At 55.9% G+C, this 22229-nt stretch carries 19 protein-coding genes; 11 read left to right on the top strand and 8 right to left on the bottom strand.

Annotation, left to right across the window (positions count from 1 at the left end):
- Positions 1–11 precede the first annotated feature (11 nt).
- From AC2FNR_RS03695 to AC2FNR_RS03685, 3 genes are all read left to right on the top strand, one after another.
- Positions 12–1946, top strand: a complete 1935-nt coding sequence (locus tag AC2FNR_RS03695) for an acyl-CoA synthetase (RefSeq protein ID WP_496848058.1) — start codon at positions 12–14, stop codon at positions 1944–1946.
- Positions 1947–2171: 225 nt separating this feature from the next.
- Positions 2172–2378 carry a hypothetical protein gene (locus AC2FNR_RS03690; protein WP_170355252.1) on the top strand — a complete coding sequence of 69 codons (207 nt, stop codon included), beginning with the start codon at positions 2172–2174 and terminating at the stop codon, positions 2376–2378.
- A 112-nt stretch (positions 2379–2490) separates the two neighbouring features.
- Complete coding sequence (locus AC2FNR_RS03685; RefSeq protein WP_496848057.1) at positions 2491–2613, top strand: hypothetical protein; 123 nt, start codon at positions 2491–2493, stop codon at positions 2611–2613.
- Positions 2614–3220: 607 nt separating this feature from the next.
- Here AC2FNR_RS03685 and AC2FNR_RS03680 read toward each other — a convergent pair.
- Together AC2FNR_RS03680 and AC2FNR_RS03675 are read right to left on the bottom strand one after the other, a co-directional pair.
- Positions 3221–4051: a ParB/RepB/Spo0J family partition protein gene (locus tag AC2FNR_RS03680; RefSeq protein ID WP_496848055.1), complete on the bottom strand. Its 831-nt coding sequence runs from the start codon at positions 4049–4051 to the stop codon at positions 3221–3223.
- 229 nt (positions 4052–4280) lie between these two features.
- Complete coding sequence (locus tag AC2FNR_RS03675) at positions 4281–5666, bottom strand: AAA family ATPase (RefSeq protein WP_170754356.1); 1386 nt, start codon at positions 5664–5666, stop codon at positions 4281–4283.
- Between the two features lie 580 nt (positions 5667–6246).
- Between AC2FNR_RS03675 and AC2FNR_RS03670 the strand changes: the two genes are divergently transcribed.
- The 7 genes from AC2FNR_RS03670 (at position 6247) to AC2FNR_RS03640 (ending at position 15913) form a co-directional block, all read left to right on the top strand.
- Positions 6247–7524, top strand: coding sequence for a replication initiation protein (locus tag AC2FNR_RS03670; protein WP_496848053.1), 1278 nt, complete (start codon positions 6247–6249; stop codon positions 7522–7524).
- Positions 7525–8592: 1068 nt separating this feature from the next.
- Entirely contained in the window at positions 8593–9747 is a 1155-nt protein-coding gene (locus tag AC2FNR_RS03665) for a LacI family DNA-binding transcriptional regulator (RefSeq protein WP_496848052.1), read from the top strand.
- Positions 9744–11099, top strand: a complete 1356-nt coding sequence (locus AC2FNR_RS03660) for an ABC transporter substrate-binding protein (protein ID WP_480868507.1) — start codon at positions 9744–9746, stop codon at positions 11097–11099. The genes AC2FNR_RS03665 and AC2FNR_RS03660 overlap by 4 nt, the downstream gene beginning before the upstream one ends.
- Positions 11100–11164: 65 nt before the next feature.
- Complete coding sequence (locus tag AC2FNR_RS03655; protein WP_496848051.1) at positions 11165–12397, top strand: carbohydrate ABC transporter permease; 1233 nt, start codon at positions 11165–11167, stop codon at positions 12395–12397.
- On the top strand, positions 12397–13605 hold the full coding sequence (locus AC2FNR_RS03650) for a carbohydrate ABC transporter permease (protein WP_496848049.1): 1209 nt from the start codon (positions 12397–12399) through the stop codon (positions 13603–13605). Before AC2FNR_RS03655 ends, AC2FNR_RS03650 begins: the two co-directional genes overlap by 1 nt.
- Positions 13606–13610: 5 nt before the next feature.
- Entirely contained in the window at positions 13611–14858 is a 1248-nt protein-coding gene (locus tag AC2FNR_RS03645) for an MGH1-like glycoside hydrolase domain-containing protein (RefSeq protein WP_496848047.1), read from the top strand.
- Positions 14858–15913 (top strand): ABC transporter ATP-binding protein, encoded by a 1056-nt coding sequence (locus AC2FNR_RS03640; RefSeq protein ID WP_496848046.1) that lies wholly within the window; start codon positions 14858–14860, stop codon positions 15911–15913. The genes AC2FNR_RS03645 and AC2FNR_RS03640 overlap by 1 nt, the downstream gene beginning before the upstream one ends.
- Before the next feature lie 193 nt (positions 15914–16106).
- Here the strand turns inward: AC2FNR_RS03640 and AC2FNR_RS03635 are convergent, their stop codons facing one another.
- From AC2FNR_RS03635 to pobA, 6 genes are read right to left on the bottom strand one after another with little or no spacing between them, the layout of a single operon-like run.
- Entirely contained in the window at positions 16107–17168 is a 1062-nt protein-coding gene (locus AC2FNR_RS03635; protein ID WP_496848044.1) for a 3-carboxy-cis,cis-muconate cycloisomerase, read from the bottom strand.
- Between the two features lie 36 nt (positions 17169–17204).
- Positions 17205–18056, bottom strand: coding sequence for a 3-oxoadipate:acetyl-CoA acetyltransferase (locus AC2FNR_RS03630; protein ID WP_496848043.1), 852 nt, complete (start codon positions 18054–18056; stop codon positions 17205–17207).
- The gene (gene pcaG / locus AC2FNR_RS03625; protein ID WP_496848041.1) at positions 18049–18648 is read right to left on the bottom strand and encodes a protocatechuate 3,4-dioxygenase subunit alpha; all 600 of its coding nucleotides are present in this window, start codon (positions 18646–18648) and stop codon (positions 18049–18051) included. The genes AC2FNR_RS03630 and pcaG overlap by 8 nt, the downstream gene beginning before the upstream one ends.
- 2 nt (positions 18649–18650) lie before the next feature.
- Positions 18651–19367 (bottom strand): protocatechuate 3,4-dioxygenase subunit beta, encoded by a 717-nt coding sequence (gene pcaH, locus AC2FNR_RS03620; RefSeq protein ID WP_170754336.1) that lies wholly within the window; start codon positions 19365–19367, stop codon positions 18651–18653.
- Complete coding sequence (pcaC, locus tag AC2FNR_RS03615; RefSeq protein ID WP_408015514.1) at positions 19364–19744, bottom strand: 4-carboxymuconolactone decarboxylase; 381 nt, start codon at positions 19742–19744, stop codon at positions 19364–19366. The genes pcaH and pcaC overlap by 4 nt, the downstream gene beginning before the upstream one ends.
- Before the next feature lie 26 nt (positions 19745–19770).
- Positions 19771–20940 carry a 4-hydroxybenzoate 3-monooxygenase gene (gene pobA / locus AC2FNR_RS03610; RefSeq protein WP_496848038.1) on the bottom strand — a complete coding sequence of 390 codons (1170 nt, stop codon included), beginning with the start codon at positions 20938–20940 and terminating at the stop codon, positions 19771–19773.
- Positions 20941–21187: 247 nt separating this feature from the next.
- On the opposite strand from pobA, the gene AC2FNR_RS03605 reads away from it, so the two are divergent.
- Positions 21188–22216 carry a TRAP transporter substrate-binding protein gene (locus tag AC2FNR_RS03605; protein ID WP_496848036.1) on the top strand — a complete coding sequence of 343 codons (1029 nt, stop codon included), beginning with the start codon at positions 21188–21190 and terminating at the stop codon, positions 22214–22216.
- Positions 22217–22229 lie beyond the last annotated feature (13 nt).

Raw genomic sequence — 22229 nt, 5'->3', positions numbered from 1 at the left:
AGATGAACGTCATGACCCACCTCAAAGACGGTATCACCGCCCATACGGATATCCAAGCGTTCGAGGCCACCCCGCTTGCCGACCGGGATATCCCGGGCACAACCTACGAGGCGCTGCGGCAGGGAACGTCGCTCAACCCCGACTATCCCGCGCTCAGCTTTTTCGTGACGGTGAAGGCCTATGACCGGCCCCGCACGCTCAGCCATCGAGAGTTGTTTGCCAAAGTGACCCAGACCGCCAACGCGCTGCGACGGCTGGGGATCGGGCGCGAGAATGTGGTGGCCTATGTGCTGCCCAACCTGCCCGAGACCCATTTCACCATCTGGGGTGGATCGGCAGCGGGGCAGGTTCTGGCCATCAACCCGCTGCTTGAGGCCGACCAAATTGCCGACTTGCTGCGTGCGGCAAATGCCAAGATTTTGGTGACGCTTGAGAAAACGCCAAAGACGGACATCTGGCAAAAATGTCAGGCGGCGGCAGCATCGGTGCCCAGCCTGCGCCAGATCGTGACCTGCTCCGTCTTTGACTGGATGGATGGCGCAGTGGGCACGGCGTTGCGGCTGGTCAGCAAAACCCGCAAATCGTCGCTGAATGTCGGTGGACGCACGCTTCCGGTGACGCGGTTTGCCACCATGATCCGGGGCGCGCGGGCCGATGCGCTGGAGTTCGATCCGCCCAAACCGTCGGATATATCGACTATGCTGTGTACCGGCGGCACCACCGGCCTGCCCAAGATCGCGCGGCGCAGCCATGCCTCCGAGGTGTTTGACGTCTGGTCCATCAGCCAGTTCAACCCAAACACGTTCGAACCGGGGTCAGCCGCGCTGTGCGGGCTGCCGCTGTTTCATTCCAACGCCATTCTGGTGACCGGCCTGCTGGTTCTGCTGAAAGGCGGCCATATCGTTCTGGCCACCCCGCATGGCTATCGCGGCCAGGGCGTGATCCCAAATTTCTGGAAGATCGCCGAGCGATACAAAATCGTGACCTTCTCGGGTGTGCCGACAGTCTATTCCGCATTGCTGGATGTGCCGATTGACGGGGCCGATCTGTCTTCGATCAAATTCGCCGCCTGCGGCGCAGCACCCATGCCCGTTGAGCTGTTCAACCGCTTCGTCAGCACCACCGGCATTCCCATTGTCGAAGGGTACGGCATGACCGAAGGCGCGGTGGCCTCTTCTCTGAACCCCCGCGACCCCGATGGCGGCACCCGGATCGGGTCCATCGGCCTGCGCCTGCCCTATCAAAAGATGCGCTGTGCCGTGCTGAACGCCAATGACGAATTTGACCGCTGGGCTGATACGGACGAGGTCGGCGTGATCATGATCGCGGGGCGCAACGTGTTCGAAGGCTACATGATCGACAGTCAGAACCGGGGCATCTTTTTCGATATCGACGGCGAGCGCTGGTTCAACTCGGGTGATCTGGCGCGGCAGGATGCGGATGGCTATTTCTGGATGACCGGCCGCAAGAAAGAGCTGATCATTCGCGGTGGCCACAACATCGACCCTAAGATGATCGAAGAGGCGATGCACGCCCATCCCGATATCGTTCTGGCGGCTGCCATCGGCCGCCCCGACGAAAAGGCCGGCGAGCTGCCCGTGCTGTATTATCAATCCAAAACGGGCCGCGACGTACCTCCGCAGGATCTGGCCGCATACGCGCAGGATAATATCCCGGAACGGGCCGCGCTGCCCAAGGCGTTCGTCCGTCTGGATGAACTGCCGCTGACGGCCATCGGAAAAATCCACAAACCCACGCTCAACATGCTCGAGATCGAGCTCACCATCCGCGCCGAGGCCGAGGCGGTGGAGGCCACGATCGACAGCCTTGAAGTCGCACCCGACAGCCAGCGCGGGATCGTCGCGCGGCTAAAAGCGGGCACCAGTCAGGATGACCTGGCCCGTAGGCTGGGCAATTACGCATTCAAGGTCGAATTCATAGCCTGACGGGCGGGGAGGCCCGGAACAACAGGCGCCATCGGGAGGGAAAAACGTAACTAGCGATTCAGATGATCTTGTCGCTTGCGCAGGCCTTTATCATGTTTTGATTGATCCTGAGTCTGACAATCGTCGATTTTGCCCGAGTGTTTCTTGCCGGCAGAACGCTAATGACCAGCGTGTTCTGTTAAGTCACCGGGCAGTTCATCAAGGCTTTTTTTGTCACGCTGACCTTTGACCTGCACCCATACTGGCCGCAGGGACCATGCTGCTGGCAATTCACCCGGGCGGGTCAGCTCGCGCGTCATCTCGGAACTGACCCGTGAGGAACTGGCGCTGGCGGTGTCGCTGACCATGCATCCGATCGCCCGGCCTGCCGTCATCCTGTTCCGCCGTATCGACACGTTGGACCTGAGCCCAATCGCGCAGACCGCCAAGTAAAGCGGCCTTGATGAAACATTGCACTCAACGTTAGCCCACATTGTCGTGACCGCATGGAAGGCGGATGCCAGTCCGGCCAGCACTCATACCAAAGCTGCCAATGCTGCCGCCTATGAACAGCTGGATCAGCAATCGTCATTCTTTCGAGGACGTTTCCGACGGGTTCATCGGCGCCACTAAGCTTCCGATCACCTATGATGCCGAAGGCAATGTGGTGTGGGTTCTGCAAAGCTAAGCGTTTCTGGAGATTTGTTGCAAATCATGTCGCTGACGTTAGTCCTCAAAGAAGTCTTCGACACATTTTTTTAACAGAGCATTGCCTTTAATGCCCATTTTTTAAAGTTTTTGCGCACTGCTTTGAGGTCATATTACAAGTGTATGGCGATGTTAGGCTCTTTAACCCTAGCTGTCTTTTGGTTCACCACAATTAGCAACCTTGTCTTGTTAACTTTTTCTGTCTTCTGAAATGCGCGCAGTAATCAATAGCTCTGCTTTCTACCTCGGCAGGTACACTTCATGGTCCGTAGTACGGCTGTTGCTTGTGACTCAGACAACAGACATGGATCGTAGAATTCCGAGCAACTCCGATCAAACCGCAGGACCATTTAGCTTCCGGTCTTGGTATTTCCGGCATTGCTATTCGAAAACTTTTTTCTCGGAAGACGGCCAGCGTACCTGCAAATCTCTTCGCCACTTAAACGTTGACACTTCACGCCCAGCTTTGCAGAGCAGCTAAGATCTGATCATTTCATACCAGTTGAAGTAGCTGCGCTCTTTTCTCTCTCAACGAAGACAGAGCACAGCCAACCTTCGAACCCGAGGCTTACAGAATGGAACGTGACCTAGGTCAGACTGCTAGCAATCTTTTCAAGCAACGCCTGAGCTTCCTCGACTGAAACGTCTTCAATCTGAATACGGATACGCACTTCGTTGGCCGACAATTCGCCGACCACGTTGCCTCCACCGGACAACGCGACAGAAGTCAGTTTTTGCACTTGCTGAGGTCTACCTCCCCGAGACTTGTTTTTGCCGGGTTGGTTCAATGATTTTAGTGCTGCGGTTAGAACAGCCCATTCTGACTTCGCATCACTCGGCTCAGAAGCGACTAGGGCATTCCGAAGCTCCAGCTGAGCACCCGAACGCAAAGCAGCCGCAAGAGATAATCCTATTTTCTCTGTTAAATCAATGGGATATCTCAAAACGTCCCCCAATGCCTCATGCACGAGCGCAAAACTTCTGACTTTCGAGCGCTTGGCCTTAGAAGCTGCTGCAAACAAAACATCCACCGCCTCCTCGGTCGAGGAAAAAACCCCCTGCCCCGCAGCTAATACGGCAATGCGACCTCGTTCGTATGGGCTAAGATTTGCTCTCAGTTCATTCTCTTCGACCATCGAAACGTAGGCTCCCTGCCCAGTTCCAGCTTGGCGCACAAATGCCGGGATTTTGGCAAACCGCTGATCCGTTTGAGATAGACGACGGAAGGCCACCAGTCGTCGAAAGCCGGAAATCAGCCCATAGCCTTCGCCGCTTTGCGTCACCTCAATTGGCGTTCTCAATCCGTTTTCCCGAAGCGATTCTAGCAACTCGGCCATCGCCTCTTCGTCCTCGACCATACGGTCGCGACGAATGAAGTCAGGATCAATCGCTTCGATGGGCAGCTTTTCAGCGACCAATCCGGCGTCCTGTGCTGCGCGCCATTTGGACGCGTCGCCTTGATCTTTCGCCAAAGCAGCCCGATCAGTGACGGACGTCATACCGTTTAGCATGGCAGCTTCTGCAGCAACTTGCGCTATTGGGGGCGTGACGCCCGAACCCTCAAATGGGTTCAACGATGGTTTCGCGGCGAAACCTTCCTCGATCTCCTTGAGCTCCTTAGTGTCCGGCACCGAAAGTCTTCTGCGTTTAGCCATTGCTCTCACCTCCCATATTTGCGTCGCGCCACCAGCAACCGATCAGGACTTCTTTGAATTCTGCGTATGTGCGATCAAACGTTTCCCGCCCTCTGACGTAGGTTTCCCGGTTGAAGTCTCTGTAATCCGCTTCATAGATGCCGTTAACTTGCTCGCCCGCCTGCCCGACAAGCGCAGTAAAATCCTGCCGGTAAGCATTCATAAAGTCACCAAAATAAGCTTGGATGACATTCGCCATGTCTGTTTGCTGGCTGGCGTCAAACCTGGTTATGATGGCCCGAACAACGTCCCACTCAAATTTCAGTTCCGGTAGGCCTGCGGCCCTCAAGGCTGCATTCTCTCCGTCCTCTATACTGGCGAAAGTCGTGTAGAGCATATCGAAGAATCTGCCCGTTGAATCAAATTCAAGGAACGAGGCCCCCAACGGCACCAAAAGAATGTCAGCGGCTGCAAGAGCGTTGATTGTAAGGTACCCAAGTGCAGGAGGGGTATCGAGAAAGACAATATCGTAGTCATTCAGAACCCCCTCATCCTCTAAGAAATTTGTCAACCCATCCCACAACGGCCAACTCCGAAGTCCCATTCGCCACACAGGTATCTGAAACTCGGCCCAGTAGAGGTTCAACTGCGCTCCTATAAGGTCAATGTTTGGCCAATGTGTTTTTTGAATTACGTCTTTTGGCGAGGTTTTCATCGCCTCTTCTAGAGTTTCATCCAAGGCTATTTCTGGCTGTCCTGCAGCGCTTCGCACACGATTCTCTTCCTGTACCGCACGCGCGTAATCTTTTGCTATCAAAGGGAAAACTGTTTGCCACTCATCTGCCACGCGTCCGCCCAAGATAGAGGTCATGGATCCTTGACTGTCCAAGTCAACAACCAGCACCTTGTAGCCGTCTAAGGCAGCGGACATTGCCAAATGCGCGGCGGTAGACGTTTTACCAACGCCTCCTTTGAAATTTGCGACAGCCACAACTTTCGCAGGCAATCCTTCCGGACGATAAGGCAGGTATTCTTTCGTACTAACTCCGCCTGCCGCAAAGTGTTTTCTGAGACTTATAACTTCTTCAAGAGTAAACCATTTGGAGCCGGCCTCACCTTCTCCTTGCGGAAGTTCCGGATTGGCCTTCAATACACGTCTTAAATGAGCAGGAGCTACCGGAATTAGGTACTTTGTTATTTCCCAAATAGAAAAACGGCGAAGGCGTTTTTCTCCGTCTGGAGCGTAACCTCTTAGTGCCAGATCTTCCCTCCCCTTAGCGCAAAATGTTGCCGCCTTGGCAAACCGCGTGGTTCCAATAGGGTCTGGAAGTTTCCCTGCCGCTTGCTCTGGATCTAGGTTAAAGTAGGGGGGCAGGGGAGGTTGCGTCGGTTTGCTCATTGTGTGTGCCTCACAGTATGTTCGCTATTAGAGCGTATATCGCCGAACTTAGCGAACATTTTACGTAGGCGCTATCCTGTGAGTCGGGGTTTTCCACAAAAAACATGGATAGAGCGCCTTGGAGGTCTGTTCTGGATAAAAAACGAATAGAACAACGCAACAAATCGTTTATTTAATTTTAGATATTTAGAATCTTTGCCATTAGAAAACCTTTGTAAAACAATAATATACTGCGTATTGGGTACCTAGTTACGGTTGTTAAGGGACCAATCTTCGGTATCAAAGGTACCCGTATGCAGGTCGATTGGTAACAGAATTCGGTGGGAAAGGGCCCGATTCGCAGGATATGCGGAAACCCGCCTTTTAGGCTCTGAGAAAAGCAAAAAAATGTATCGGCGCTGGCTCGTGGTTACGGAGGTGTGGTCAATATACAGAGGTTTCTGTGGATAAGTTCGGATGCAATGTCTTTGGGTACCCGTCTGCAGGATAAGGGTCATCCCGTATTTAGGCACCCAAAATTGTTTGCTCCGAAGGTACCTTTCGTGTCAAATGTCACAATAAAGAGCAGTCAGGCAGAATCATGCCAGAAACGAAATTGAACCTCGACCGTCTCTCGGGTGCGTTGCGCCGTGAAGCAGTCAAAAAGAACGTCGCTGCTATACACATCAGCGGTAAGTTGACGCTATTGCAGCGTAAGTTGTCGAATGTACTTTTGCTCAACGCCTATGATGCATTGACGTCTGCGACAACCCATACAATTGATGCGCGAACACTAGCGATGATGGTTGGGTACAACTCAAACGATTTTGATACATTGCGATCAAGCCTTCGAGCTTTGGCTGAAACTGTAGCCGAGTGGGACATGCTTGATGAAAAGGGCCGTCAAGAGTGGGGAGTTTCGTCTCTTTTAAGTTTTGCAAGGCTGAAGGGCGGTGTCTGTGAATATGCCTATTCACCAGCCCTGGCTCAAAAACTCTACGACCCCAAGATTTACGCTTTGATTAACGTGCAAATTCAGAAGAACTTCAGTTCTGGTCATGGACTGGCGCTTTATGAAAACTGTTACAGGTTTGTCAGAACCGGTTCGACTGGATGGTGGTCGTTGGATGTTTTTAGGAAGTTGATGGGCGTTGATGGAAGCGACTACTACAGTAGTTTCAAGCATCTGAACGCAAAGATTATCAAGCCGGCTGTGGCAGAGGTAAACAAGAGCTCGGATATTCTGGTTGAGGCGGATTTTCAAAAGAAAGGTCGTACAGTCACCGATATTAGGTTCAGGATTAAAGGTAACCCCCAAAAGGCAATGTTCCAAATTGACGACAGTGATGGGGTTCGAAATTTGCCGGTTTATAAGAAGTTGCTAAAGCAAGGCGTGTCTGACCGGTTAGCTCGTCAGTGGATCGCGGAGCACGGTGAAGACTACGTACAGCAGAAACTCGAATATGTAAGCGGGCAGGGGAGTGTGAAATCTGCGTTGGGGTATCTTTCAGCGGCTCTACGGGACGATTACCAATCAAACTCACCTGAGAACGACGTTGAACCTTCGCCCGAAGCCAAAGAGGCTGCTCGGCTGCGGCGCCTGGAAAAGTATGAGGAGGATCAGGCATACGCAAAAAGAGCTGCCGAGCGTTCGGAACGTTCACGTATGTTCGCTATTGTTGAGAAGTTGGTTTCGCGGCGAAACCCTACGCAAAGAGATGCTGATAAGCGTCTGTTCATGGCAGGGTTGGAAAATGAACTTGATCGAGAGCACTTCCGGACACATGGTTGGCGGTCCGGGTTGAATGCCTCTAAGATTTTTGAGTTTTGGGAAGATCTTGAGCCTGAAGCGTTCATGCCGGTTTCGAAAGATGCGTAATAGGATCTTTGGTATCTCAATAGTGTTTTGCAGTACTATATTGAGCAATTCGACGCTCGCACGGCATTAGAGCCACAATTTGTTCATCACCCGCATATCCTTAGAAAGGAAGTTTCTCCTACCTTTGAGAATATATGTAATTGCACAACGTTGGCTGATCAAAATTCCAATTGTAGCTTACTGGGAAGAATTGGGATGCGCGACGAAAACTTTTCGTTTGGTGTGTTGAAAGGTAATACGCAAAAAGGTAGGATAATGAGCGCATAGCGCGAAGCGACTATTACTGACTTGCTGGTTTAAAAGAGACCTATGACTCCAAAACAAACCCGTTTTCGCTGGTATTGTTGCCAAGCTTTGAGCCACGGAACTGTCCTGGCGAATTCGCCAAAGTACCGAGCAACCAATCAGTTTGCCGTGTTGTGGACAATTGAGATACCGCAGCAGGCCATGACTTCTTCCAGATCCTGGCAAGAAATTCCGTACCGGATATAGAAAACTACCGCAAAAAGGATCACGCCCTTTTGGATTCTGCGTACCTTTGAAGAAATCCAAGAACTGGCCTTCGGCTGGTTTTACCGAAAGTCATTCATCTGCGGTATCTGACGCCGTCAATAGCCAAAAGTCTGTAACAGATTCTGGTGATACTTATCGAAGTCCTACTGGGTATTTCGGATCTTGCCGTGAAGGTAGGCATTTCTGTCGGGTAGCTTCAAAGAAGATACTTTAACAAAGCAAGCGCGAAGCTACTGGATATTTGTAAAGTGTCCCACTTTCTAAAACATGTTTGATAGTGGCACTACCACCTTGTTCGCGCGTTTGAATAATGCCTGAACTGGGCAGAGAATTAGTGTGGCCTCAAGTCTTCAAAGGCCGTATTGGTTTTAGCGCTAACAAGCACACTACTTTTGATGGTTCGTTAGTGGATGTGATTGCTTACAAGTGTACTGGTCTCTCGTGCGCTGCAAGAATTGCCAAGACAATCCTCAAAACTTCCAAAAAATAGACAGTTTGCACTTTTTTTAACTTTTTTGTTGCCGAAACCGGTTTCGGTGCATTGAAATAGCCTTAATGACTACGAATCTTTCATATCCGCTAATCAACCATTCCAGCCAGATGACTGTGTCCGGCCGAGTTAAGCTGGACGAGTTGGCCGCACATCTTGGCTTGTCCAAGAGCACGGTTTCACGGGCGCTCAACGGGTACTCCGATATTTCTCCGGTTACGCGTGCGCGGGTTGAAAAGGCCGCGCGGGCCTTGGGGTATCGACCGCTCAGTCACGCGCAGGCGATCCGAACCGGGCAGGTTCGGGCTATTGCGATGGTGCTGAACAGCGAAGAGCCGGATCAGCACAATCCCTTCCTGCAGGACTTTCTGGCCGGAGCCTGCCAAGCGGCGAGCAGTCTCGACTGGACCATGACCATCTCTACGGCCACATCCGAGAAAGACACGCTGAAAGTGCTCAGCCGACTTTACCAGGAGCGCAAGGCAGACGGATTCATTCTACCACGAACAGCAGTGAAGGATGCGCGCATCGGTTTGCTGCGTAGCCTCGACGTTCCGCATATCCTTTATGGGCGCACCGGCTATGGGCAGCCGAACAAGTGGGGCGAAACCTCGTGGTTCGACATTGCGGGGGAAAGTGCAATGCGCAACGCCGTTTTGCGGCTGAACGAATTTGGGCATTCGCGTATCGGCTTTGTTGGAAGCGACCCCAAGTTCAACTACGCACATCTGCGCCGTGACGGCTATGCCGAGGGTATGCAGGCTGCTGGCCTGCCTTTGGACACGGATTTAATCCGTGAGGGCGCACGCACGCGCGAAGACGGTGCGTCGCAGGGGCGGGCGCTGATGGCGCTGGAATGTCCTCCGACAGCGATTGTGTTTGCGACCGATCTGGCTGCTCTGGGGTTCTGCGCGGATGCGCAGGATCAGGGTTTCGAAATTGGGCGCGATATTTCGGTGATTGGCTATGACGGCGTACCGGAATGCCAATACGCCCGCCCGGCGCTGACAACCTTCTCGGTGGATTCGCGCAAGGCAGGGCAACGGTTGGCAACCTTGTTGATTCAGCAAATCCAAGGGGCGGACCCCTCGACATTACAGGAACTGGTTGATGCCACCCTTGTTACGGGTGGTTCGGACGGCCCGCCAAGACTGACGCCAGAAGAACTGGCGCAGAAACGACAATATCTAACAAACCAAAAACGGGGAGATCTAACATGAGACTGAAATCCAAAGCGTCCCGGCTGTTGCTTGGAACGTCGCTCGCCTTTGCGTTGACCGCGTTGTCGGCGCAAGCGGACACGATCCGGTTCTGGACCACAGAGGAACAGCCCGAGCGTTTGGCCAAGCAACAAGAGATGGCCGATCAGTTCAAAGTCGAAACCGGCACCACAGTCGAGGTAATCCCGGTCACCGAAAGCGATCTGGGAACGCGCGCTACTGCCGCATTTGCCGCTGGGGACCTGCCGGACGTGGTCTATCACACTTTGCAATACGCTCTGCCTTGGGCCGAGGCTGGTATTCTGGACACCGAAGCCGCGACCGAGGTGATCGAAGAACTGGGTGCTGGCACATTCGCTCCGGGTGCTTTGGCGATGGCTGCGTTCAATGGCGAAACCGCGTCGGTGCCGGTGGATGGCTGGACGCAGATGATTGTCTATCGCAAGGACTTGTTTGACGAGGCCGGACTTGAGGCGCCCAGTTCCTATGCAAATGTCTTGGCCGCGCTGGACAAGCTGCACAACCCGCCCGAGATGTATGGATTTGTTGCCGCAACCAAGGTGGACGAGAACTTCATGAGCCAGGTGCTGGAGCACGTGTTTCTTGCCAATGGCGTCAGCCCGGTCGGCCCGGATGGGTTCCAGCCTCTGGACGAAGCGAAGACAACCGAGGTCTTGGACTTCTACAAGGCGATTTCAAAAGCGTCGCCTCCGGGTGAGTTGTTCTGGAAGCAATCGCGCGAGCTGTATTTTGATGGCAAAGCCGCGATGATCATCTGGTCGCCCTTCATTCTGGACGAGTTGGCCGGTCTGCGCGACAGCGCGCCGCCAACAATCAACGATGATCCGACCTCGCGCGATTTGGCGTCGAAAACAGGGATTGTCACCAATTTCTCAGGCCCCTCCAACCCGGATGGGGCAGCTTGGGGCGATGTTCGGTATTTTGGGATCACCAATGACGCCGACACGGACGCGGCGATGGAGTTTGTGAAATTCGCTATGGATGACGGGTACACCCAAACCTTGTCAATCGCGCCCGAGGGTAAGTTCCCGGTTCGTCGCGGTAACGCCGAAAACCCGACCGCTTTTGCCGAAGCCTGGGCAGAATTGCCTGTAGGCGTCGACCGCAAGGCGCCGCTGGGTGATCTTTATGATCAGGCGATGATAGATGAGATTGTCGGCGGATTGGATGTGGCGCAGCGTTGGGGAGTGGCCGAAGGGCAGCTCTCGCTGGCCTCCAAGATGATCAACAGTCAGGCCATCAACCGGGTTGTGCGCCAGTATATCGATGATGAAATCGACGCCGCGGCTGCCGTGGCCGCGATGAATGATGAGCTTGCCAAGGTCCAGTAAACTCCTGCTTGACCGGCAATTGTAGCGGCGTGCGCGCCGCTACACCTAAACCTCTGAGGTCCCTTATGTCTTCGGCCACCCCACCGACCGGAACCGGGGCGCTAGCCAAACGCGAGGCGCGTCTGGCCTGGGCGTTGCTTTCCCCGACCGTAATCAGCGTATCGCTTGTCGTGATCCTGCCCTTGCTGGCGATCTTCTGGATCAGTTTCAAGCCGTTCACCTTGTCCGATCTGCGGCCGCCCGCACCCGTTGTGCGCGAGAGCTTGCGCGGATCAGGTGATGATTTGCGGATTGAATACCGCGTGCGAAACTCCAGTCAGGATATTGCTGTCACCGGTGTAACCTTAACCGACGTTTTGCCGGATGGCGTGACCGCGGGCGAGGTCTTGGCCCCTTGCGTGCTGGACGGGCAGGATTTGTTCTGTGATTTCGGCACTCTCGAAGGTGGCTATCGCGAACGTGTTCGCATCCCGGTCACAGTGGAGGGCGACCCGGATACTTTCGAAGATCTGATCGAAGGGTCCGAACCCAGCATAACTGGAAGTGGCCCAAGCGTTCTGACCAATTTCGAGTTCAGCCTCGAAAACTTCGCCCGCGTTTTTGACGGGGATGAGTTCTGGGGCGTTTTGTGGGTCACGCTGTTCTACACGGTGTTCGGCACGATCGGGGCGCTGGTGATGGGATTGTTCGCAGCCCTGTTGCTGAACAAAAGTTTCAAAGGGCAGGGGATCATACGGGGTCTTTACCTGTTCCCCTACGTGGCCCCGGTCATTGCCGTGGCCTTTACTTGGGTTACGCTGTTTGATCCGTTCTCAGGCTCTGCCAATGCGCTGCTTGTGCAAATGGGGCTGAGCAGTGAGCCGATCAATTTCTTCGGCGAACGTCCTCTGGCCCTGATCATGGTGACAGTGTTCGAGATCTGGCGCTATTTTCCGTTGTCCTTCCTGTTCATTCTGGCGCGAATGCAATCCATCGACTCTAGCATGTATGAAGCAGCAGATATGGATGGGGCGTCACCGTTTCAGAAGTTTTGGCTGCTGAGCATCCCGCAACTGCTGGGCATCCTGTCGGTGCTGTTCCTACTGCGCTTTATCTGGACGTTCAACAAGTTCGACGACATTTTCCTGCTGACCGGCGGCAACGCGGGTACCCGTACGCTGACCGTGAACGTCTATGAACAGGCCTTTGCGATTTCCAATATCGGGGCAGGGGCGGCGGTGGCCGTGGTGATCCTGATGTGCCTGATCGCCTTCAGCTTTGTCTTCTTCCGTTTCATCAGCCGAGAGGAGGGCCTGTGATGCGCAAAGGCTATTTGACTGGTCCAGCCTTGGGCGCGCTCTGGCTGGTTGTGATTGCGACCACCGTCGCCATTACCATGTCCTTCTCGACAGGGGCGGCGTTTCGACCGCAGGTTTTGCTCTGCCTTCTTTGGGGCGCTGTAGCCGGGTTGATCTATGTGCGTTACCCCGAACGACACGCTATGGCGCGGCTTGGTCTGTCGACCATGCTAGGACTGTCTGCCCTGACGCGCTTTGGTCCCGTTCTGATCGGCTCTGAAACGTCCCTGCAGGCGTTGTTGGTGACCGTTTTTGCCATGGCTGTCGTAACGCATCTGTCGCTTACCGCGATATTGCGGGACACGCCGTTTGGGGAACTCACACGGCACGAATTCGAGGATGCCGTGATCCGGTTCTGCACTGGCTTTGGCTATATCTTTTTCACCGCCATTGTTGTCATCCCTTTCTACGTCATGGTCATGACCAGCTTGAAATCGCAACAGGCGCTTTTGCAGAACCCGTTGGATTTCTCGGTCGACCTGTCGCAGGGCAGTGCGTTGTTCCGCAGCTATACCGAGCTGTTCCGCGACTTCAATTTCGGCACCTACCTGTGGACATCCTTCTATGTCTCGGTCCTGACGGTGTTCATCACGCTGGCCTTCAGCGTACCCGGTGCCTACGCAGTGGCGCGGTTCCGGTTCAAAGGCCAAAAGGCCTTCTCGCGCTCAATCCTGCTGATCTACATGGTGCCGATGATCGTGTTGGCGCTACCGATCTACATCGCGTTCTCGCTGACGGGTCTGCGCAACTCGATCCTGGGCATCGTTATGATCTACCCGGTCACGACGATTCCGGTCGCCCTATACATGCTGCAAGGCTACTTCCGCGGCCTGCCGACCGAAGTCGAAGAGGCGGGTCTGATGGACGGCCTGTCGCGGCTGGCAGTGATCTGGAAGATCACCTTGCCGCTTAGCCTGCCGGCACTGGCTTCGGTCTCGCTTTACGTCTTCATGATCGCCTGGAACGAGTTCCTGCTGGCCTTCATGCTGCTGGATGACCCGTCGAAATTCACCCTGACCCGAGGTGTCACGATGCTGAATTCCTCGGAGATTCCACGCCAACACCTGATGGCCGGTGCGGTGATTGCCACCGTTCCGATCATGGCCCTGTTTCTGGGGCTTGAACGTTTCATGACCAAGGGCCTGACGGCAGGCTCGGTCAAAGGATGACTGACATGAACTACTATACGACCCCAAGTGAATCAGCCCGCAACATTCTGATCGCCAATGATCGGGGTGGCTATACCATCCCCACCAGCGGCCTTTACCCCTATCAGTGGAACTGGGACAGCGCGATTGCCGCGCTGGGTTTTGCCGAGTTCGACATCACGCGCGCCTGGACCGAACTTGAAACGCTGTTCTCGGGCCAATGGGCGGATGGCATGGTTCCGCATATCCTGTTTCACAAGCCCGATCCGGGTTACTTTCCAGGACCGGATGTTTGGGGCGGCACCGGGCCTATCCCGTCTTCAGGCATAATCCAACCACCACTTGCCGCCACAATGGCCCGGCGGGTTTTGGACATAGACCCGGCCATTGGGGCAGAGAGGATGCGCGCGCTATTTCCCAAAATGCTGGCCTGGCATCGCTGGATCATGGCATGGCGGCTGGACGAGCACGGTGCAGTTTGTACGACGCATCCGTGGGAGGCCGGGCGGGACAACGCCCCTGATTGGGACAATACGATGGCGGCGATTGATGCCTCGGATGTGGGTGAATATCAGCGCCGTGACACCAGCCACGTGAACAGCGCGGACAGACCGACGAAATACGATTACGACCGTTACATCAAACTGGTGAACATCGGGCGCGAGGTCGGCTGGGATCAGGAGAAACTGCTGGCATTGAATCCGTTCCGTGTGGCCGATCCAACCATGAGTTTCACAACCTTGCGCGCCGCCCGCGATCTGTTGGCTATCAGCAACGGTCTGGGGTTAAAGGCGGAAGGGCTCAGTGAGGATGTGGACATGCTGGAAACCGGCGCGCGTTCGCTTTGGAATGACGCGCTTGGTGCGTTTGATTCGCGCGATGCGCATACCGGTGAATGGGCGGACAGCGTCTCGAACGCCAGCTACTTGTGTTGGTATGCGGGCATTGACTCTGACCGGATGCTTGAGCGGGTCAAGACGGTTCTGACTACTGTCCCACACCCCATTCCAAGCTATGACCCGCAAATGCCCAAGTTTGACGAACGCCGCTACTGGCGCGGCCCGACATGGGCATTCATGAACATGCTGACAGGTTTCGGACTGGCCGAGATGGGCCATGGGGTTGAAGCCGAAGCCTTGCGTCTGAAAACAGCCCGGCTGATCGCAGGCCATGGATTTGCCGAGTATTTCGACCCTCTTACCGGAGGCCCGGCAGGAGGCAATTCTTTCACTTGGACGGCTGCGGTTTGGCTGCATTGGGCGGGGAAGAACTGATGGGGAGTATCCAGCTTAAAGCCGTCGAGAAATGGTTCGGCGAAGTTCAGGTGATCAAGGGCATCGACCTGGAAATCCAAGACGGTGAGTTTGTCGTTTTCGTGGGGCCGTCTGGTTGCGGCAAGTCCACATTGTTGCGGATGATCGGTGGGCTCGAGGATATCTCGCGCGGATCGCTTCTGATCAATGGCGATGACGTAACCGACCATCCGCCCTCCAAGAGGGGGCTGACGATGGTGTTTCAGTCCTATGCGCTATACCCTCACCTTACCGTGGCCGAAAACATGGGTTTTTCGTTGAAAGTTGCGGGCGTGTCGAAACCTGAAATAGCTGAACGTGTGGGAAAGGCTGCCGAGGTTCTCAAATTGGATCCTTATCTGGAGCGCCGCCCCAAGGATCTTTCCGGCGGCCAACGACAGCGTGTCGCGATCGGCCGGTCGATCGTGCGCGACCCCACTGCGTTCCTGTTCGACGAGCCCTTGTCCAACCTTGATGCCGCTCTGCGGGTCGAAATGCGCTATGAGATCGCGAAACTGCACCAAAGTCTGAACCGAACCATGATCTATGTAACCCATGATCAGGTCGAAGCGATGACTCTGGCGGATCGCATCGTGGTGCTGGAATTCGGCAAGATCGCGCAGGTGGGCACTCCGCGCGAGTTGTACGAACGCCCCGCCAACCTTTTTGTCGCGCAGTTCATTGGCAGCCCAAAGATGAACGTGTTGCCTTGCTCTGTGGCGGGGGACCGGTTTCGTCTGGAAAACGGCGGGATTGGCCTATTCGACAGAACAGGTGACGCGACCCGGTTGGGTATCCGTCCTGAACATATCAGCGTTGTTGAATCTGGTGCGGGGAATAGTGATGGCGTGGTCGAGGTTGTCGAATACCTTGGGGCCGACATGTTTGTTATCGTCGACTGCGGATTTGACGAGAAGGTGACTGTTCGCCTTGGCGGGGATACGCAGATAGAGGCCGGAATGCAGGTTGGCCTTCTTTTCGCGCCTGAGAAACTGCAGTTCTTCGATGCGTCAGGGCAGGCGATCAGCGCAAATTAAAAGGGGGATAACCTTTCAAGGTTTAGTCTGGTCGTTGCCAATGTTTTGCACAGGCCATCGCTTCCAAAGCATAGTTTCATGAGCTTGTCGAAAAAATGGAGTGGCGCGGTCGCAACTTTGCTAGGTCCCCCCCAAATAGTTCTGATGGTTGAATCCAAGCGGTGCAGGGATCAATTCAACAAGCAGAGCGGCGTCAGGCGGGCGCGACACCAATAGAAACGATCTGAGAGCACAGTGTGCTCGCCGCAGTGAGTGACCGCGCCGTGGTCTGCGCCATAATCGGTAAGATCATCCATTCCAACGCCCAAGCGCTGCCAGATCGTTCCTGTTCATGCACCAATGCGTGATGCATCCCGGACACCTGTGTGGCGTTAAACCGGGCCAGTGTGACCAGCAGTTCGGCCAGAATGGGGTTCTGTTTATGTGGCATGGCCGAAGATGTCCCGCCGCCGGACAGCGTGATCTCGTCCACGCCCTGTTGGGCCATCAGGCAAATATCCTGCCCGATTTTCCCAAGCGAGCCTGAGATCCGCGACAACAGATTGGCATAATCAACCAAACCGTTGCGGTCGGTCTGCCAACCATGATCCACGTCATGCAACCCCAAAGAGGTGGCAATATGGGTCGCCAAATCCCGCCGCGCGGTCCCAATCGTCTGGCCATCGCCAACAGGGCCGCCTAGCTGAACGCGCTCGATCTTAGGGCGAATGTCTTCGATACTATGGTGAAAGGCATGTAAAGGGCTGCGCCAGGTTCCGATCCGGTGGCCGACGGTGACGGGCAGGGCTGCTTGCATCCGCGTGCGCCCCATGATTTTGCGTTCACTAAACTGTTCACTCAGATCGCCCAACATGTCCGACAGCTGCGACAGGCGCGTTTGCAGCAGGTTGCTGGTCTCGCGCAGGGTCAACGCCAAGGCCGTGTCCATCACGTCTTGGGATGTTGTTCCGGTGTGAATGGCCGGGGCCAATGGGCCTGCATCCGATCTAAGGGCCTGAACCAGAGCCGGTACAGGCAGCCCATCCGCCATGGTGCCAGCGCGCAAGGTATCCATTCCGGGCACGGCCTGTTCAATCCATGCGGCAGCAGCGTCCGCTTGCTCGGCGGGGATTCTTCCGATTGCACCCAACCCGCGCGAATAGGCGGCCTCGAAGGCCAGCATATGGGTAAGTGACCGCTCCGCCGACCAGATCTCTTGTGTCTCGGCATCTCCGAACAGGCCCAAAAACCATGGGTGCGAGAACAGATCGGTCATAGTCTACGTCCTTATTTTGGGTCGTCCGGCCTAACGTTAGGCCGCAGCCGGGCGCAGGCCCAGAATGGCGCGCGCCTGGTCTACACTCGCAACTGGGCGGTCGTGGGCGTGGCACAGATCGACGGCTCTCTGCACCAGCGCTGCATTGGACGGGGCAAGCGTGTCGCGATCCAGACGCACGTTGTCCTCCAGCCCCGTGCGCACATGCCCGCCCGCCGCGATGGACCATTCGTTCAGCTTGATCTGCCCAGCCCCGATCCCGGCGGCGCACCACGGGACGTCTCCGAACAGGCGGTGCACGGTTTTGACGTAGAAGTCGAATACATCTCGATCCACGGGCATGGCATTGCGGACCCCCATGACGAATTGGACATAGGGCGTATCGGGCAATTGCCCCTCGCGGTGCATCCGGGCCGCTTGCAGGATATGCGACAGGTCAAAAGCCTCGATCTCGGGTTTGACGCCGTAGGTTACCATCTCACTGGCCAACCAGTTCACCAGATCGGGCGGGTTTTCATAAACGCGCGTCGGAAAGTTGTTCGATCCCACCGAAAGCGAGGCCATATCCGGGGACAGCGGCAACATGCCCCCGCGCGCTTTGCCCGCGCCGGACCGCCCCCCGGTTGAAAGCTGCACAATCATGCCGGGGCAGTGCGTTTCGATTCCCTCCTTCAGCGCTGCGAACAGGTCGGGGTCCGAGGTGGGTTTGCCCTCAGCGTCCCGCACATGGCAATGAGCGATAGAGGCTCCGGCCTCGAAAGCTTCATAAGTGCTTTCGATCTGCTCCGGCACGCTGATGGGAACGGCCGGGTTATCGGCCTTGGTGGGCACCGATCCGGTGATCGCCACACAGATGATGCAGGGGGTTTGTGAGACAGGATCAGACATCGAAAAACACCGTTTCTGAAGGGCCTTGCAATTGAATATCGAACCGGTAGCCGCCTTCCACCTGTTCCGCGATAAGAGTTTGCCTGCGCACGGGCTGCTCAATCAGGTTCAGCACCGGATCCGACGCATTTGCCGCCATTTCATCGGGGAAATAAAGCCGCGTGTTGAGGCCTAGATTGATCCCACGTGCAACGAGCCACAAGTTGATATGTGGTGCCATTACTGCGCCGGTTTGGTCTTTAGCAGCGCCCGGTTTGATCGTGTCGAACGCCCATTCACCCGTGTCGAAATCTGGTATAACACGGCCCCAGCCACGAAAGCCCGGATCAACAGAGCCCTGATCGGGATAAACGCCATTTGCATCCGCCTGCCATGTTTCGATCAGTACATCCTTGACCGGCGCGCCGGTTCCGTCGCGTACCATACCGCGCACAGTGATCTTCGTCCCTGACGCGTCTGGCCCCGCGATGTCACGGCCTAACTCGTGCCGGTAGATATCGAACCCGGCGTCTCCGGGGGCCAGCCCGATATGCACATAGGGCCCCGCAGTCTGTGAGGGCGTTTCCTTGAGATAGTCCAGCTTTTGCACCATGGTCAGTTCCCCTCGGGCCGGTTTTCGAAATAGGTCGACCGCTGCCCGCGCAGCACGATGTCGAACTTGTAAGCAAGACAATCGAAAGGGACGGAGGCGTTGATATCCAGCGCGGCCACCAGTTGGTCAATCGCGCGCGGGTTGGGGATCGTGTTGATGATCGGACATTTGGCAATCAGCGGGTCGCCTTCAAAGTAAAGCTGCGTGATCAGGCGCTGCGCAAAGCTGGTCCCGAAGACTGACACGTGAATATGCGCAGGCCGCCAACTGCTGACCCAGTTGCGCCAAGGGTAAGCGCCGGGTTTGACGGTGCGAAACTGGTAGTAACCCAGATCATCGGTCAGCGTTCGCCCACAGCCGCCGAAATTCGGGTCGATAGCGGCCAGATAGGTATCTTTCTTGTGTCGATACCGCCCTCCGGCATTGGCTTGCCATATCTCGACCAGAGTATTGGGCACCGGGCGGGCGTTTTCATCCAGCACCCGTCCGTGCAGCAGGATACGCTCGCCCACCGGATCGCCGGTTGTAGCGAAATTGCGCAGCAGGTCATTGTCCAGCGGGTCGATGTCACCATGGCCAAAGGTCGGGCCGGACAGCTCGCTAGTGGTTCCTTCCAGAGACAAAAGCGGCTGTCTCGGAGACCGCGTCACGCTGGTCTTGTAGTTGGGGTCCAAGGCTTGCGGATGCCAGGCCCTGTCGCGTGGGAAAAGCTGGGTCATTCCGCCATGTCCTCCATCTCGGAAAAGGTTTGTTTGGCAAGGGCAATGGCCCGATTGGCGCAGGGAACGCCGGCATAGACGGCGGCGTGCAGGAAAGCCTGAAGGATATCGTCTTTCGAAGCCCCGGTATTGGCGCAGGCGCGCACATGCATGGGGATCTCGTCAAAGTTCCGCGTCGCGGCCAGGAGTGCCAGCGTAATCATAGATCGTTCGCGCGGGGTGATCGTGTCGTCCGCCCAAAGCGTGCCCCACGCAGTTTCGGTGATCATGTCCTGAAACGGCGCGTCAAAGGCGGTTTTGCGCGCCTCGGCGCGATCCACATGGGCGTCGCCCAGAACTTTGCGGCGCACGGACATGCCGGTTGCATGGCGATCCATCACAGTCCCCTTTTCGTCGGTCATCTTCAATACGGCAGCCCCACATAGTTCTCGGCCATCGCCTTTTGCGCGGCTTCGTTGGTGCGCAGAAAGTCAATCTCGGCCCGTTGCATCTTGAGGTCGAATTCGGACTGGTCGGGAAAGCGGTGCAGTAGGGTTGAAAACCACCAGCTGAACCGCTCGGCCTTCCAGACCCGCGCCAGAGCGTTTTGCGAATACGCGTCGATCCCGGCCTCGGACCCGTCGCGGTAATAGTCCTTCAAGCCCTGAAACAGGTAATGCACATCCGAGGTCGCCGTATTCAGCCCCTTGGCCCCGGTCGGGGGCACGATATGCGCGGCATCCCCGCATAAAAACAACCGCCCCCACCGCATCGGCTCGGTCACAAAGGAGCGCAGCGGCGCGATGGATTTTTCGATCGACGGGCCAGTCACTAGGCGGTCGGCATATTCCTGTGGAATGCGGCGTTTCAGCTCAGCCCAAAAGGCGGCATCGGTCCAATCTTCCGGATGATCGGACAGGGAGCACTGGATGTAATAGCGACTCAGCGCCTCGTTGCGCATGGAGCACAGCGCAAAGCCGCGATGGGACGAGGCGTAGATCAGTTCGTGATGCACGGGCGGGGTTTCGGACAGAATGCCCAGCCAGCCAAAAGGATAGATCTTTTCGTATTCGCGCCGGGTCGACAGCGGGATGGTTTGGCGGCTGACCCCGTGAAATCCGTCGCAGCCCGCGACGAAATCCGCATCGATACGCTGATCTTGCCCATCAGTGGTGAAGGTCACATAGGGGGCGTCGGTTTCAGCGTCATGAATGGTGACGTTTTCGGTGTTGAAGATCATCGCGCCACCTGCGGCCTCGCGCGCGTCATAGAGGTCACGGGTCACTTCGGTCTGGCCGTAAACCAGAACCGGGGTGCCGGTATGGTGTTGGAAGTCGACACGGAAGCAATCCTCTTCGACCGCGATCAATGTGCCGCTATGTTCAATTGCCTCAGCATGCAGGCGCGCGCTGACGCCTGCCTGATCCATCAGGTCGACAAAGCCTTTCTCCAACACGCCCGCACGGATGCGTCCCAGCACATAGTCCTTTGTTCGACGTTCCAGAACGATGCTGTCGATTCCCTGCGTTGCCAGAAGCTGTGACAACAGCAAACCTGACGGCCCTCCGCCGATCACAAGAACTTGTGTCCGCATCTGATCCTCCTGTCCCCGCTGCGCAGGATTGCATTGCAGACGGGGTTTCGCAACGCATGGATGCCAGCATACCGTTGCGATTAAAGCATAAGGGGGCCATACATGACCCTATGCGATGGCCGGATACGGGCTGTGCAGGTTCAAAGGCTTTGACCTTGCGACGAAAACAGCGACAAAAAAGTTGCGATATTATGCATGTTATGCATTAAACTGCATCATGGCGCATCGCGCAGAGGAGGAGGAACCAATGAAGATCAAACGCACGCTCATCGGGGCGTTGGGGGCTTTGACCCTTGGCATGGGAACGGCGGCAAATGCGGCCGAGTATGAATTCAACCTGCAAAGCTTCTTGCCTGCGCAGGCGACGATTCCATCGAAAATCATCGACGTCTGGGCCGACAAGATCGAAGAGGATTCGGGCGGACGCATCGAAATCACCCGCTATCCCTCGATGCAACTGGGCGGCAAGCCGCCGGAACTTCTGGATCAGGTGATCGACGGCGTGATTGACATGACCTGGAACGTCATCGGTTATACGCCGGGCCGCTTCCCGTCGACCGAAGTGTTCGAATTGCCCTTCCTGGTGAATGACGCCAAGCCCGCTTCGGCCGCGTTCTGGACCTTGCTGGAAGAAGACATCGCTGCGCGTGAGTTCTCGGACGTGAAGGTTCTGGGTGGCTGGGTCCACGGCCCCGGCATGATCCACGCCAACAAAGAGGTTCTGACGCCAGACGATTTCAACGGCATGAAAATCCGCGGCGCCTCGCGTCAGGTCAACGCCTTGCTCAGCACATTGGGCGCGACCCCGGTGGGAATGCCTGTGCCCGCGGTGCCCGAGGCGCTGTCCAAAGGTGTGATCGACGGCACGACCATTCCGTGGGAAGTGACCAAGGCGCTGAAAGTGCCGGAACTGGTGGAGAACCACACCGAATTCACCGGGCCGATGATGTATACCGTGACCTTCGTTCTTGCCATGAACAAGGATAAATACGCCGCACTGCCGGACGATCTGAAGGCCGTCATCGACGACAACTCGGGTTTGGAATTTTCCATGTTCGCAGGCGAAGTCCAGCAGGCCTATGATGAGCCCGCACGTGAAATCGCGCTGGATCGCGGGAATAACGTGGTGACTCTGGACGCTGAACAATCCGCCGCCTGGGCCGAGGCCGCACAGCCTGTCTATGACACCTGGCTGTCCGAGATGAACGAAAAGGGCATTGACGGTCAGGCCCTGATCGATCGGGCCAAAGCGTTGATGAACGAGTACGGCAGCTAAGCCGGACCTTCCG

The sequence above is a fragment of the Ruegeria sp. SATB045 genome (assembly GCF_059613525.1).
This window is presented reverse-complemented; position numbering and strand designations above follow the sequence as displayed.